This is a genomic window from Pseudomonas sp. TE6288 (assembly GCF_054062095.1).
In genome coordinates this window covers 83,389-97,043 of record NZ_JBSSEW010000015.1, presented here as the reverse complement: position 1 = coordinate 97,043, position 13,655 = coordinate 83,389, and the positions used below count along the sequence as shown (strand labels likewise).

Here is a 13,655-nt window from a genome sequence, read left to right as displayed (position 1 = left end):
GATTCCCTGTGATTTCCGGGCGTTATTCAGCGAAAGGTCCCCGGCGCCCGGTGCAGAAGGGGCCTCGCGGCAATCCGTTGGCGCTGCAGGCTGTCGCAGGTGAACACCTGCGGGCGTTCGATGAGATATCCCTGGGCGTAATCCACGCCGATCTCCTGCAAAGCCTGCTCGATCAGTGGCGTCTCGACGAACTCGGCGATGGTCCGCTTACCCATGACGTGGCCGATGTGATTGATCACTTCGACCATCGCCCGGTTGATCGGGTCATCGAGCATGTCCTTGACGAAACTTCCGTCGATCTTCAGGAAGTCTACAGGCAAATGCTTCAAATAGGCGAATGACGACATTCCGGCGCAGAAGTCGTCCAGCGAGAATTTGCAGCCCAATCCTTTCAATTCATTGATGAAGCGGATTGCGCTGCCCAGGTTGGCGATGGCGCTGGTTTCGGTAATTTCAAAACAGATCAGCCGCGGCGGGATATCGAACTCGCCAAACAGGCGCTGCAGGTACTCGAGGAACTTGTCGTCGCCGATGCTCGAACCCGACAGGTTGATGGCGCACATGGCCAACGGCCCCTCCCGCCCCTCGTCCAGGCACTGGCGAATCACCTGGAACACACTGCGCACCACCCAGCGATCGAGCGCGGTCATCAGGCCGTAGCGCTCGGCTGCGGGAATGAAGCTGTCGGGCAAAATGGTACGTCCACTTTCATCGTGCAGGCGCAGGAGGATTTCGATATGCCCCGGTCCTTCATGGGGATGCAGCGGGGCGATTTCCTGGGCGTAGAGGCAGAAGCGATTCTCCTCCAGCGCCACGTGCAAGCGCTGGATCCAGGCCATTTCACCGAAGCGCATGGACAGCTCGCTGTCGTCGGCGTGATAGACCTGGACGCGGTTGCGTCCTTTCTCCTTGGCCATGTAGCAGGCCATGTCCGCCGCGCGCAACGACGCCTCCAGGGTGCTGGGCACCTGGGCGATGTGCACCAGGCCGATGCTGACAGTGGTGACGAAGGGCCTGCCCTTCCACACGAAATGCAGGCTCTGCACGGCCTGGCGCAATTGCTCGGCGATGCGCTCGCCCTGCTCGGGGGGGCAGTTCTCGAGCAGCACGCCGAACTCGTCACCACCCAGGCGCGCCAGGGTGTCGCCCTCGCGCAGGCCCGACTGCAGCACCGCGCAGATATGCCGCAACAGCTCGTCGCCAGCGGCATGGCCACAGGTGTCGTTGACCAGCTTGAACTGGTCCAGGTCGAGGAACATCAGCGAATGTCGCCCGGCCTGGCGCGCCAGGCCATTGAGCGCTTGCTCCAGGCGGTACTCGAACTCGCGGCGGTTGGCCAGCCCGGTCAGCGCGTCATGGGTGGCCTGCCACGACAGGTTGGCGATGTACTGGCGCTCCTGGGTCATGTCGTGCAGCACCACCACGATGCCACTGACCTGCCCTTCGGTGAGAATGGGCGAGCCCACCAGGTTGACCGACACCGTGCTGCCATCCAGGCGCTGGATCAACCGGGCGTGCTCGGCGCCACCCTTGAGGCTGCCGCTGAGCACCTGCTCGACCAGCGTCATGCTATCGCCTTCGGCATTCTCGTCGAGCAGGCTGAACAGCGCCGCCAGCGGCAGGCCCTGGGCCTGCACCGCCTGCCAGTGAGTCAGTTGCTCGGCGGCCGGGTTCATGTAGCTGATGCAACCGTCGACATCGGCGGTAATCACCGCGTCGCCGATCGACTCCAGGGTGATCTGCGCCCGCTCCTTTTCCTCTTGCAACGCACTGGCGAACGCCTGGCGCTGGGCCAGCAGCTTGCTCGAGCGCCGCCAGGCCATGGCGATGAGGAACAGCGCAGTGGCCAGGTTGGTGAGCATCAGCACCTTGAGCAGCATCCGCGAGCCTTCGCCCAGGGCATCGCTGAACGCCTTGGCGGCGGGCGTCACGCCATCATTGATGGCAACGATGCGCGCCTTCCAGTTGGCTACCTGGTGGGCGTCGACCTTGTCGCCGGCAAACCCTTCGCGCATCTGCTGGGCCAGTACGTCGAGCTGGCGCAGGTAGTCGTCACCGATGTCCCAATAATCGATGGCGGTTTCCATGTAGCTGATATGGCGAAAGTTGCGGTAGAACCAGATGATCCGGGCAACGTCTTCGGGATGGTTGCCGCCCTGCAGCACGCCTTGGCGCGCCGCCTCCAGGTCTGGCTCGGGCCGATCCAGGGCCAGGCGCAGGTTGTGATCCCCCTGGGGCACCAGGATGGCCCGACGATAGCGGGCATAGGTCAGCGGATCACGATCATCGGCATAGAGGTTGAGGTAGTAGATAGCGTCCTTCTGCGCCTTGGACCACAGGCTCTCGCCCGCCACATAGGCACGCACGGCGGACAACGCATAAAGACTCAGACTGCCCAGCAGTACCTGGAAAACCACAACGGCGACGAAGGGCCAGATGATACCCAGCAGCCTTGGCGCTTCGAGAGTCCGATTTCCCTTCATGTAATCCCTGTCATGACGGCAGATAAGGCACGAATCGACCTAGACAAGCACAGCGTAGGCCATTTGCCATGAAGGAGCGACAAGCTGCAAGCCCCAAGCGGCAAGAAAAAGTGCGCTGACTTCAACTTGCCGCTTGCAGCTCGAAGCTTGAGGCGGTTTTCAGGTTTGCTGCAGGTGGCCGTAGAGCTTGGCGTACAGGCCGCCTTCGGCGATCAGTTGCTGGTGGTCGCCATCTTCGGCGACATGGCCGCCATCGAACACCAGCACCCGGTCCGCCTGCTTCACCGCCGACAGGCGGTGGGCGATGATCAGCGTGGTGCGCCCGCTGAGGAAGCGCGCCAAGGCCAGGTGCAGGTTGTACTCGGTAGCCGCGTCCAACGCAGAGGTGGCCTCATCGAGGATGACCACCTTGGGTTCGGCCAGCACCATGCGGGCGATCGCCAGGCGCTGGCGCTGGCCACCAGACAGGCGCACGCCGGAACGCCCGACGATGCTGTCCAGGCCCTGGGGCAGCGCGGCGATGGTGGCGTCCAGCTGGGCGATGCGCAGCGCCTGCCAGCAGTCCTCGTCACTGCAGTCACGACCCATGGCCAGGTTGGCACGCACGCTGTCGTTGAACAGCGAGGGGTGCTGCAGCACCACCGCGACATTTTCGCGCAGGGTCTCCAGGCCGATCTCCTGCAGGCTGGCGCCCCCGAAGCGGATGGTCCCGGCCTGGGCGCTGTACAGCCCAAGCAGCAACTGCACCAAGGTACTCTTGCCACCGCCGCTGGCACCGACGATGGCGACCTTCTCGCCCGGGGCGATGGTCAGGTTGAGCTGGTCGAGCACCGGCTCGTCGGCATAGGCGAAGCGCAGGTCGCGCACCTCGATACCAACCGTCTCGCGCCCGGCGAACGGGTCGCCGGCCGCCGGGTACTGCGGCTCGTCGGCCCGCGCCAGCAGCTCGTTCAAGCGACTCAGCGCACCGCCGGCGGCGTAGTAGGCATATTGCAGGTTCAGCAACTGCTCCACCGGCCCGATCATGAACCACAGGTAGCTGAACACCGCCAGCATCTGGCCGATCGACAGGTCGGAGAACAGCACCGTGAGCATGGCAGCGGCACGGAAGATGTCGATGCCGAACTGGAACAACAGGCCACTGGCGCGACCGCTGGCGTCGCTCTTCCACTGCGAGGCAACCGCGTAGTCGCGCACCTCGCGGGCGCGCAGTCCCAAGCGGCCGAGGAAGTAGCCCTGGCGGTTGCTGGCGCGGATTTCCTGGATCGCGTCGAGGGTCTCGGTCAATGCCTGGGTGAAACGTGCGGTGCTGTCGTTCTCGAGCTTCTTCAGGTGCTTGACGCGCTTGCCCAACTGCACGGTGAAATAGATCACCAGCGGGTTGAACAGCAGGATCAGCAGCGCCAGCTGCCAGTGCATCCAGATCAGGATGGCCGCGGTGCCGGTCAGCGTGAGCACGGCCACCAGGAAGCGACTCAGGGTTTCGCCGACGAACTTGTCGAGGGTGTCCAGGTCGGTGACCAGGTGGGTGGTCACCGTGCCGCTGCCCAGGCTTTCGTACTCCTTGAGCGAAATGCGCTTGAGCCGCTCGATCAGGCGGATGCGCAGGCGGTAGACGATGTCCTTGGCCAGGCCGGCGAACAGCTTGGCCTGGACCACGTTGAACACCAGCGCCGCCAGGCGCAGGCCGAGGGTGGCGCACAGCATCAGCCCGATGTAACCCGCGGCCACCTGCCAGCCCGCGGGCAGGAAATTGTTCATCCACTTCAGCGCCGCGTCGCCATGCCCCAGCAACACTTCATCCACCAGCAAAGGCAGCAGCAAGGGAATCGGCACGCTGCACAGGGCGGCAAGCACGGCCACCAGGTTGGCAGTCCACAGGGCTTGCTTGTGGTGCAGGGCCAGACGGCGGATTTCCGCCCAGCTCAGGCGATCGGGCACAGCGGGGGACTTCCCTGGCACAGGGTCTGGCGACCCTGGCAGGTCAAGCACAGGCGGCCTGCTGCAGCCAGCGGCCGAGCAAGGGTTGCAGGCTTTCCAGCGGCTGGTAGCCATTGGTCAGCAGGGCCAGTTGGCCATTGCGCTCGGCCAGCAGCGTGGGGAAGCCAGCGATGCCCAGGTCCTGCACCCAGGCGAAATCGGCACTGGTGGCGACTCGGGTGTCAGGGAGGGTGAAGCGCTGGGAGAACTGTTCGCGGTCGAAGCCGGCCTGCTCGGCCAGCTCCACCAGTTGCGGGGCGCGGGTGACATCCACGCCCTGCTGGTAGAACGATGCCTGGATCAGTTGCAGCAGGCGCCAGGCCCGCTTGTCGTCCAGCTCGCGTGCCGTCACCAGGGCGCGGCATGCCGGCTCCGTGTCGTAGACGAAACCGTCGGGCATCGCGTTGTCGAAACGGAACGGCTGCCCGGTGGCGTCATGCACCGCCTGCCAATGCTCGAGGATGTACTTGCGGGTCGAGGCGTCCAGGGCGCTGCCGCCGGTGCGCAGGCCGCCCGGCACCAGGCGGGTCTCGACACCCGCCTCAAGGGCCTGGGCGATCAGCGCCTCGGCCACCGGGGCAAAGCCCCAGCACCAGGAGCACATCGGGTCCATCACATAGAGCAGGCGTGCGGACATGCATCAGGCCTCGGCTTTGTAGTTGAAACCGATCGGGTGCGGCTGGTTGCGCGCCTTGGCCAGCTCGATCTGCTTTTGGCGGTCGATGGCGCTGCGCCGGGTCTTCTCGCTCAGGCTGTCCCAGCAGTGCGGGCAGCTCACGCCTGGCGAATAGTGCTCCGACTCCCGGTCCTTCACGTCAATCGGGTGGCGGCAGGCATGGCACTGGTCGTACTCGCCCTCGGTCAGGTCGTGACGCACCGTGACCCGATTGTCGAAGACGAAGCAGTCGCCGTCCCAGAGGCTTTCTTCCTGGGGTACTTCCTCGAAGTATTTCAGGATGCCGCCCTTAAGATGATAGACCGCTTCGTAGCCCTCACCGAGCATGTAGCTGGAGGCCTTCTCGCAGCGGATGCCGCCGGTGCAGAACATGGCGACCTTCTTGTGCTTGCTCGGGTCGAAGTGGGCCTTGATGTAGTCGGGGAACTCGCGGAAGGTCTCGGTCTTCGGGTCGATGGCACCCTTGAAGGTGCCGATGGCCACTTCATAGTCATTGCGGGTGTCGATCAGCAACACTTCCGGGTCGCTGATCAGGGCGTTCCAGTCTTTCGGATCGACGTAGGTGCCGACCGCCTTGTTCGGGTCCACGCCCGGCACGCCGAGGGTGACGATCTCTTTCTTGAGCTTGACTTTGGTGCGGTAGAACGGCTGCTCGTCGCAGTACGACTCTTTATGGTCGACGTCCACCAGGCGTGGGTCGTTGCGCAGCCAGGCCAGCAGCGCGTCGATGCCTTCGCGGGTGGCCGAAACGGTGCCGTTGATACCTTCGTTGGCCAGCAGCAGGGTGCCTTTTACGCCGTTGTCGAGCATCGCCTTGAGCAGCGGCTCGCGCAGTTCGACGTAGTCTTCCAGGGTGACGAACTTGTACAGCGCCGCCACGACGATCGGTTGGGTCATTGCGTTGAATCTCCAGGTGGTTGCCCTCGTAAGGGGCAGACCGGGTTTGGCAAAAGCATGGGGCCGCTGCGCAGCCCATCGCCGGCAAGCCGGCTCCCACACGCTCAGCGCAAAACTCGAAATTTGCGCAGGACTTGTGGGAGCCGGCTTGCCGGCGATGGGCCGCAAAGCGGCCCCGAAGGAATAACGCGAATTGTACCAGAACGACGGAAAGGATTCAGTGCTTGCCGCCGCCGGCACACACCGGCGAGGCCGGTGCCACACCGACCGCCGCCCATTCCTCAGGCGTGTAGGTGTGAATCGCCAGGGCGTGGATCTGGCCCATCAGATCACCCATGGTGGCGTAGACCTTCTGGTGGCGCTTGACGCTGTTCAGCCCGGCGAACTGCTCGCTGACCAGCACTGCCTTGTAGTGCGTTTCCTGGCCACGGCTGTGCATGTGGCTTTCGTTGTGCACTTCGAGGTGTTGCGTGCCCAGCGGCGCCAGTTGCTGCTCGATGCGTTGCTGCATGCTCATCGCGTCACGCTCACTTCTTCGCCGGGGCCTTGCCGGCGCTTGGGTCGAGTTCCTTGGTCATGTCTTCGAGCAGCTTGTTGACCACTGGCACGGCCGGTTCCAGGCTCTGCTGGGTCAGCTGGGCGGACTGCTGGGTGACCTTGGGCATTTCCCGCAGGACCTTCTTGCCCAGCGGCGATTCGTAGAACTTGACCAGATCGTTCAGCTCGGCCTCGGTGAAGGTCGCGGTGTACAGGTCGACCATCTTCGGCTTGAGTTTTTTCCAGCCGATGGCGTTATCCAGGGCGGCGTTGGCCTTGGCCTGGTAGCTGTCGAGCACGGTTTTCTTGGAGGCCGGCGCCTTGGTCTGCTCGAAGCGCTGGGCGAACATCTGCTGGACCTGCATGTACACCGGGGTGCCCAGCTTGTCGGCATTGGCCAGGGTCAGGAATTTCTCGGCGGCAGCGTTGTGGGCTGGAGTGGCGGCGAGTACCTGGCCGCTGGCGCAAACCAGGGCAACGGCGGCACAGAGGACACGGAGACGGGTCATTGCATTTCCTTCAAGAAAGGGAGGCGAGTACCTCAGAGTAGAGCATTCTGCGCTGTGATGGCGAAGTGCTCAAGTGGCACGACGAGCGATGGAACCGCTCTGTCGAATCAGGGCCTAAACTGCGATTTCGAACCACAAAGGAGTGAGCGCAGCATGAGCCGTATCGAGACAGACAGCCTGGGCCCGGTCGAAGTTCCAGAGGGCGCCTACTGGGGTGCGCAAACCCAGCGTTCGCTGATCAACTTCGCCATTGGCAAGGAGCGCATGCCGCTCGCGGTGCTGCACGCCCTGGCGCTGGTCAAGAAAGCCGCTGCCCGGGTCAACGACCGCAACGGCGACCTGCCCGCCGACATCGCCCGCCTGATCGAACAGGCCGCCGACGAAGTGCTCGACGGCGAGCACGACGACCAGTTTCCGCTGGTGGTGTGGCAGACCGGCAGCGGCACCCAGAGCAACATGAACGTCAACGAGGTGATCGCTGGCCGCGCCAACGAGCTGGCCGGCAAGGGGCGCGGCGGCAAGGTGCCGGTGCACCCCAATGATCACGTCAACCGCTCGCAGAGCTCCAATGACTGCTTCCCCACCGCCATGCACATCGCCGCGGCCCAGGCGGTGCATGAGAAACTGCTGCCGGCGATCGCCGAACTGTCGGCCGGCCTGGCCGAGCTGTCGGCGCGCCACTCGCACCTGGTGAAAACCGGGCGCACGCACATGATGGACGCCACGCCGATCACCTTCGGCCAGGAAGTCTCGGCCTTCGTCGCCCAGCTCGACTACGCCCAGCGCGCCATCCGCGCGACCTTGCCGGCGGTTTGCGAGCTGGCCCAGGGCGGTACCGCCGTGGGCACCGGGCTCAATGCCCCGCACGGTTTCGCCGAAGCCATCGCCGCGGAGCTGGCCGCTTTGTCCGGCCTGCCGTTCGTCACCGCGCCGAACAAGTTCGCCGCCCTGGCCGGCCACGAGCCGCTGACCAGCCTGGCCGGCGCGCTGAAGACCCTCGCCGTGGCCCTGATGAAGATCGCCAACGACCTGCGGCTGCTGGGTTCCGGCCCGCGCGCGGGGATTGCCGAGGTACGCCTGCCAGCCAACGAGCCAGGGAGTTCGATCATGCCCGGCAAGGTCAACCCGACGCAGTGCGAGGCCTTGTCGATGCTGGCCTGCCAGGTGCTGGGCAACGATACGGCGATCGGCTTTGCCGCAAGCCAGGGCCACCTGCAACTGAACGTGTTCAAACCGGTAATCATCCACAACCTGCTGCAGTCGATCGAACTGCTGGCCGATGGTTGCAGCAACTTCCAGCAGCACTGCGTGGCCGGCATCGAGCCGGATGCCGAGCAGATGGCGGCGCACCTGGAGCGTGGATTGATGCTGGTGACAGCGCTGAACCCGCACATTGGCTACGACAAGGCGGCGGAAATCGCCAAGAAAGCCTATGCCGAGGGCAAGACCCTGCGCGAGGCGGCGCTGGAGCTCAAGTACCTGACCAACGAGCAGTTCGACCAGTGGGTGCGACCAGAGAACATGCTGGCGCCCGGCGGCAAGGGTTGATCCAGCGGCCTCATTGCGGTGCGCCGTGATGAGGCCGTCAATCAACCAGCGCGCGACGCGCTTTCCAGCCAGCCACCAGCGATGGCCCCAGCGCCACCAGCGCCGAACCCAGTACCACGGTCACCGCCCCGACATACCCCAGGCCATTGATCTGCTCGGCATGCACGTAGTCCGGCCATAGCCAGGCCGCCAACGCTACCGCAACGAACGTCACCAGCGGCGTCAGCGCCAGGGTCGCGCTCACCCGCGAGGCCTCCCAATGCGCCAATGCCTCGGCGAACGCGCCATAGGCCACCAGCGTGTTCAGGCAGCAGGCCAGCAGCAACCAGCCCTGCAACGGGCTGAGCTGCAACGCCTCCAGCGGATGCACCCAAGGCGTCAGCAGCAGCGCGCAGCAGATGTAGATCACCATCATCACCTGCTGCGAGTTCCACACCGTCAGCAGTTGCTTCTGGCTCAGGGCATAGAACACCCAGATGCTGGTGGCCAGGATGATGGTGAGTACACCGGTGGTATAGCTGCCGAGTGACGTGAGCAGTTCTTCCAGGCGCTGGTTGAAGAACAACGCGAATCCCAACAGCAGCACCAACAGGCCCAGGCCCTGCCCCAGGCTGAAGCGCTCCTTGAAGACGAATACGCTGGCCACCAGCAACAACACCGGCCCCAGTTGCACCACCAGTTGCGCGGTACCGGGACTGAGCAGGTTGAGCCCGACCAGGTACAACACGTAGTTGCCGACCAGACCCGCCACCGCGACGGCCACCAACCCCTTGCCCTTGACGCCGAGTCGGCTGAACGACGGCAGTCGCCGATTGGCCGCCAGCCACGCGAACAGCAGGCCCCCGGATACGCTCAGGCGATACCAGGTGACGGTCACCGGGTCCATCACCTGCAGCACCTGCTTGAGCTTGATCGGCAGAATGCCCCAGAGAAACGCGGTCAGCAGCGCCAGCAGCAGGCCCTGGACCCAGCGTCCGGAAGATATGTGCATGGTGTCCTCGAATCAGGCTTTGGCGGGGGAAGCTGCAGTCTAAAGGCTTGCCGGGAAGGATGTGGTGGGAAAAGATTTCATCAGGTCATTCCCAGGATGCATGCTCAATGCGTGGGCAGGCTTTCGTGGGAGCGGCGGTGCGCCGATGCGACTTGCCCCGCGATAGGGCCAAGCCAACCCCCATACACGATCCGCCTACTTCTTGTCCTTGGCGAACGCCGCCTCCAGCGCCTGGTTGATCGTGCGCAGCACCTTTACCCGCGCCCAGCGCTTGTCGTTGGCCTCCACCAGGGTCCACGGCGCGATCTCGGTGCTGGTGCGGTCGACCATGTCGCCCACCGCTTCGGAATAGACATCCCACTTGTCGCGGTTGCGCCAGTCTTCCTCGGTGATCTTGTAGCGCTTGAACGGGATCTGCTCGCGCTCCTCGAACCGCTCGAGCTGGGTTTGCTGGTCGATGGCCAGCCAGAACTTGACCACCACCACGCCAGCATTGCTCAGTTGCTCCTCGAAATCGTTGATCTCGCCGTAGGCGCGCATCCAGTCCGCCGGGCTGCAGAAGCCCTCGACCCGCTCCACCAGCACCCGGCCATACCAGGAGCGGTCGAAGACGGTGAATTTGCCGCGCGCCGGAATGTGCCGCCAGAACCGCCAGAGGTACGGCTGGGCACGCTCTTCCTCGGTGGGCGCGGCAATCGGTACGATGCGGTACTGGCGCGGGTCCAGCGCCGCCGCCACGCGGCGAATGGCCCCGCCCTTGCCGGCAGCGTCGTTACCTTCGAAAACCGCCACCAGCGCATGCCGGCGCATGTGCTTGTTACGCAAAAGCCCCGCCAGGCGTGCCTGCTCGGTGACCAGCTGCTCTTCGTAATCGCGTTTGTCCAGGCGCTTGCTCAGGTCAAGTGCGCCCAGCAGGCTCTTCTGGTCAATGCTGCGCCCCAGCGGTGTCACATTGCCCTGGTGCTTGAGTGGCTTGTTGTCCAGCGCCGCCTGCAGGCTCTCCAACAGAATGCGCCCCACCGCGAGGCTGCGGTAATACGGATCGACGCCCTCGATCACGTGCCAAGGCGCGTAGTCGCGACTGGTACGACGCAGCACCCGCTCGCCGAAGCGCACGAAGCGGTCGTAGGTTTGCGACTGCTGCCAGTCCAGCGGGCTGATGCGCCAGTTGTGCAGCGGGTCTTCCTTGAGCGCCTTGAGCCGCGCCTTCATCTGTTTCTTGGACAAGTGGAACCAGAACTTGATGATCAGCGCGCCCTCGTCGCACAGCATCTGCTCCAGGCGCTCGGCGCCGGCGATGGCCTGGTCGAGCACCGCGTCCTTGAACTGGCCGTGCACCCGCCCTTCGAGCATCTGGCTGTACCAGTTGCCGAAGAACACGCCCATCCGCCCTTTCGGTGGCAGCGCCCGCCAGTAGCGCCAGGCCGGCGGGCGAGCCAGCTCTTCGTCGGTCTGCTGGTCGAAGGTGCGAACCTCGATCAGCCGCGGGTCCATCCACTCATTGAGCAGCTTGACCGTCTCGCCCTTGCCGGCGCCCTCGATGCCGTTGATCAGCACGATCACCGGAAAGCGCGCCTGTTGCTTGAGTTCGTACTGGGCTTCGAGCAAGGCCTCGCGCAGGGCGGGCACTTCGGCTTCGTAGGTGTCCTTGTCGATGCTGTGACCGATTTCGGCGGATTCGAACATGGAGGGCTCCTTCAATGGATAAGCAAGATTAGCGGATCGAGGAGGATTTTTGCGCCTTCTGCGCTCACCATCGCGACACCAGGCCGCTGCCACGAACGACGCAAGCGTCTGCAGATCGCTTAAGATCCCCCCTTTGTTGCAACCGAGCCGACCATGTCCGACACCCTCCCCCCCACACAGGCCCAGATCGACTGGGATGACCAGGGCCGTCCCCACTCCCGGCAATACCATGATGTCTACTTCGCCATCAACGAAGGCATCGACGAGACCCTGCATGTGTTCATCGAGCAGAACCACCTGCGCCAGCGCTTCGCCGAGCTGCAGCCGCATGCATGCCTGGTGATCGGTGAAACGGGTTTTGGCACCGGCATGAACTTCTTCTGTGCCTGGCAACTGTTCGCGGAGCTTGCGCCCGCCGAGGCGCGACTGCATTTCGTCAGCGTCGAGAAGTACCCGCTGGCCCGCGACGACCTGGCCCGCGCCATGCAACTGTGGCCGGAGCTGGCCGCCTTCACCCAGCCGTTGCTGGAACAGTACGTGGCGATCCACCCAGGCTTCCAGCAATTCAGCCTCGCCGGTGGCCGCGTCACCCTGACCCTGATGATCGGCGACGCGCTGGAACAGTTGCCTCAGCTCGATGCCCGCATCGACGCCTGGTTCCTCGATGGCTTCGCCCCGGCAAAGAACCCCGACATGTGGACGCCGGAACTGTTCGCCCAGCTGGCGCGGCTGTCGCACCCCGGCACTACCCTGGGTACCTTCACCACCACCGGCTGGGTGCGTCGCTCGCTGATCGAGGCCGGCTTTACCATGAAGAAAGTGCCGGGCATCGGCAAGAAGTGGGAAGTGATGCACGGGGTCTACAGCGGTGCGCCGGCCACTGGCGCACCACCCTGGTACGCACACCCGACAGCCGCATCGGGGCCACGCGAAGCGCTGGTGATCGGCGCCGGCCTGGCCGGCAGCGCCACCGCCCAGAGCCTGGCAGCACGGGGCTGGCAAGTCTGTGTGCTGGAGCGCCACGACGGCCCGGCCCGGGAGGCCTCGGGCAATCCACAAGGTGTGCTGTACCTGAAGCTTTCCGCCCACGGCACAGCCCTTTCGCAGATGATCCTCGCCGGCTTCGGCTACACCCGCCGCTGGCTCGAGCACCTGCAGCATGGCCAGGACTGGGAGGCCTGCGGCGTATTGCAACTGGCTTTCGATGACCAGGAGAACGCGCGCCAGGCCAAGCTGGCCGCGGCCTTTGACAACAGCCTGCTACAGCGCCTGGAGCACGCCCAGGCCGAAGCCATCGCCGGGGTCGCGTTGCCCAGCGGCGGCCTGTACTACCCCGAAGGTGGCTGGGTGCACCCACCTGCGCTGTGCCAGGCCCAACTGGATCACCCGCGTATCCGCCTGCTTACCCACGCCGATGTGCTCGAACTGCGCCGTACCGATGGCCTGTGGCAGGCCTGGGAAGGTGAGCGCCTGCTGGCCAGCGCACCGCTGGTGGTGCTGGCCGGCGCCGCCGATATCCGCCGCTTCCCGGCGTGCGCCGGGCTGCCGCTCAAGCGTATTCGTGGGCAGATCACCCGCCTGCCCGTGACCGAAGGCAGCCGTGCGCTGCGCACCGTGGTCTGTGCCGACGGCTACGTGGCACCCCCGCGAGGGGACGAGCACACCCTTGGCGCCAGCTTCGACTTCAACAGCGAAGACCTGGCACCGACTGTGGCCGAGCATCAGGGTAACCTGGCACTGCTCGATGATATCTCGCCAAACCTCGCCACCCGCCTGTGCACCGCCGAGCTGGACCCGGCGCAGTTGCAGGGTCGGGCGGCGTTTCGCTGCACCAGCCCGGATTACCTGCCCATCGTCGGGCCGATGGCCGATGTCGAGGCGTTCAACGAGGCTTACGCCATGCTGGGCAAGGATGCGCGGCAGGTACCGGACGTGGCCTGCCCGTGGCTGGAGGGGTTGTACGTGAACAGTGGGCACGGCTCGCGCGGCCTGATCACAGCGCCGTTGTCTGGTGAGTTGATTGCGGCGTGGGTCACTGGTGAGCCGCTGCCGGTGCCCAGGGCGGTGGCCGAGGCGTGCCATCCCAACCGCTTCGCGCTGCGTCGGCTCATACGGGGCAAGTAGCGCGCCCATTGAACGCAAAAGGCCGCCGCATCGATCGGATGCGGCGGCCTTTTGCCGGGTGCTCAGCGCCGACGCGGCTGGCGCTTGCGCTGTTCTTCGTCGGTCGGGATCGGCACCGGCTGCAACGGTGGCGGGAGCAGGCCCAGGGCGACAGCGAGGTCATGGAGCCAGTTGTACATGCGTTCGTTCATATTGCCCCCTTGACGGGTCAGCCTCTCGGTCAA

At 64.8% G+C, this 13,655-nt stretch carries 11 protein-coding genes; 2 read left to right on the top strand and 9 right to left on the bottom strand.

Annotated elements, in window-relative coordinates; translation table 11 throughout:
* Window positions 1–26 precede the first annotated feature (26 nt).
* From ACVWY1_RS17185 to ACVWY1_RS17160, 6 genes are all read right to left on the bottom strand, one after another.
* Window positions 27–2,483, bottom strand: coding sequence for an EAL domain-containing protein (locus ACVWY1_RS17185; RefSeq protein WP_102684343.1), 2,457 nt, complete (start codon window positions 2,481–2,483; stop codon window positions 27–29).
* Window positions 2,484–2,642: 159 nt separating this feature from the next.
* Complete coding sequence (locus ACVWY1_RS17180) at window positions 2,643–4,475, bottom strand: ABC transporter ATP-binding protein (protein WP_102684344.1); 1,833 nt, start codon at window positions 4,473–4,475, stop codon at window positions 2,643–2,645.
* Window positions 4,468–5,100, bottom strand: coding sequence for a DsbA family protein (locus ACVWY1_RS17175; protein ID WP_277503178.1), 633 nt, complete (start codon window positions 5,098–5,100; stop codon window positions 4,468–4,470). The genes ACVWY1_RS17180 and ACVWY1_RS17175 overlap by 8 nt, the downstream gene beginning before the upstream one ends.
* 3 nt (window positions 5,101–5,103) lie before the next feature.
* On the bottom strand, window positions 5,104–6,036 hold the full coding sequence (trhO, locus tag ACVWY1_RS17170) for an oxygen-dependent tRNA uridine(34) hydroxylase TrhO (RefSeq protein ID WP_023631440.1): 933 nt from the start codon (window positions 6,034–6,036) through the stop codon (window positions 5,104–5,106).
* A gap of 217 nt (window positions 6,037–6,253) precedes the next feature.
* Window positions 6,254–6,553: a BolA family protein gene (locus ACVWY1_RS17165; RefSeq protein ID WP_102684346.1), complete on the bottom strand. Its 300-nt coding sequence runs from the start codon at window positions 6,551–6,553 to the stop codon at window positions 6,254–6,256.
* A gap of 10 nt (window positions 6,554–6,563) precedes the next feature.
* Window positions 6,564–7,082 (bottom strand): DUF2059 domain-containing protein, encoded by a 519-nt coding sequence (locus ACVWY1_RS17160; RefSeq protein WP_102684347.1) that lies wholly within the window; start codon window positions 7,080–7,082, stop codon window positions 6,564–6,566.
* Window positions 7,083–7,235: 153 nt separating this feature from the next.
* Here ACVWY1_RS17160 and ACVWY1_RS17155 point away from each other — a divergent pair, with 153 nt between their 5' ends.
* Window positions 7,236–8,630 carry a class II fumarate hydratase gene (locus tag ACVWY1_RS17155; RefSeq protein WP_102684348.1) on the top strand — a complete coding sequence of 465 codons (1,395 nt, stop codon included), beginning with the start codon at window positions 7,236–7,238 and terminating at the stop codon, window positions 8,628–8,630.
* Window positions 8,631–8,667: 37 nt separating this feature from the next.
* On the opposite strand, the gene ACVWY1_RS17150 is transcribed toward ACVWY1_RS17155, so the two are convergent.
* Window positions 8,668–9,621: a DMT family transporter gene (locus ACVWY1_RS17150; RefSeq protein WP_457378546.1), complete on the bottom strand. Its 954-nt coding sequence runs from the start codon at window positions 9,619–9,621 to the stop codon at window positions 8,668–8,670.
* A 195-nt stretch (window positions 9,622–9,816) separates the two neighbouring features.
* On the bottom strand, window positions 9,817–11,307 hold the full coding sequence (gene pap / locus ACVWY1_RS17145) for a polyphosphate:AMP phosphotransferase (RefSeq protein ID WP_102684350.1): 1,491 nt from the start codon (window positions 11,305–11,307) through the stop codon (window positions 9,817–9,819).
* 153 nt (window positions 11,308–11,460) lie between these two features.
* On the opposite strand from pap, the gene mnmC reads away from it, so the two are divergent.
* Window positions 11,461–13,431, top strand: a complete 1,971-nt coding sequence (gene mnmC, locus ACVWY1_RS17140; protein WP_457378545.1) for a bifunctional tRNA (5-methylaminomethyl-2-thiouridine)(34)-methyltransferase MnmD/FAD-dependent 5-carboxymethylaminomethyl-2-thiouridine(34) oxidoreductase MnmC — start codon at window positions 11,461–11,463, stop codon at window positions 13,429–13,431.
* Window positions 13,432–13,493: 62 nt separating this feature from the next.
* Here mnmC and ACVWY1_RS17135 read toward each other — a convergent pair whose 3' ends face one another.
* A complete protein-coding gene (locus tag ACVWY1_RS17135; RefSeq protein WP_256206021.1) occupies window positions 13,494–13,622 on the bottom strand; it encodes a PA1414 family protein in 129 nt (42 codons plus the stop codon).
* Window positions 13,623–13,655 lie beyond the last annotated feature (33 nt).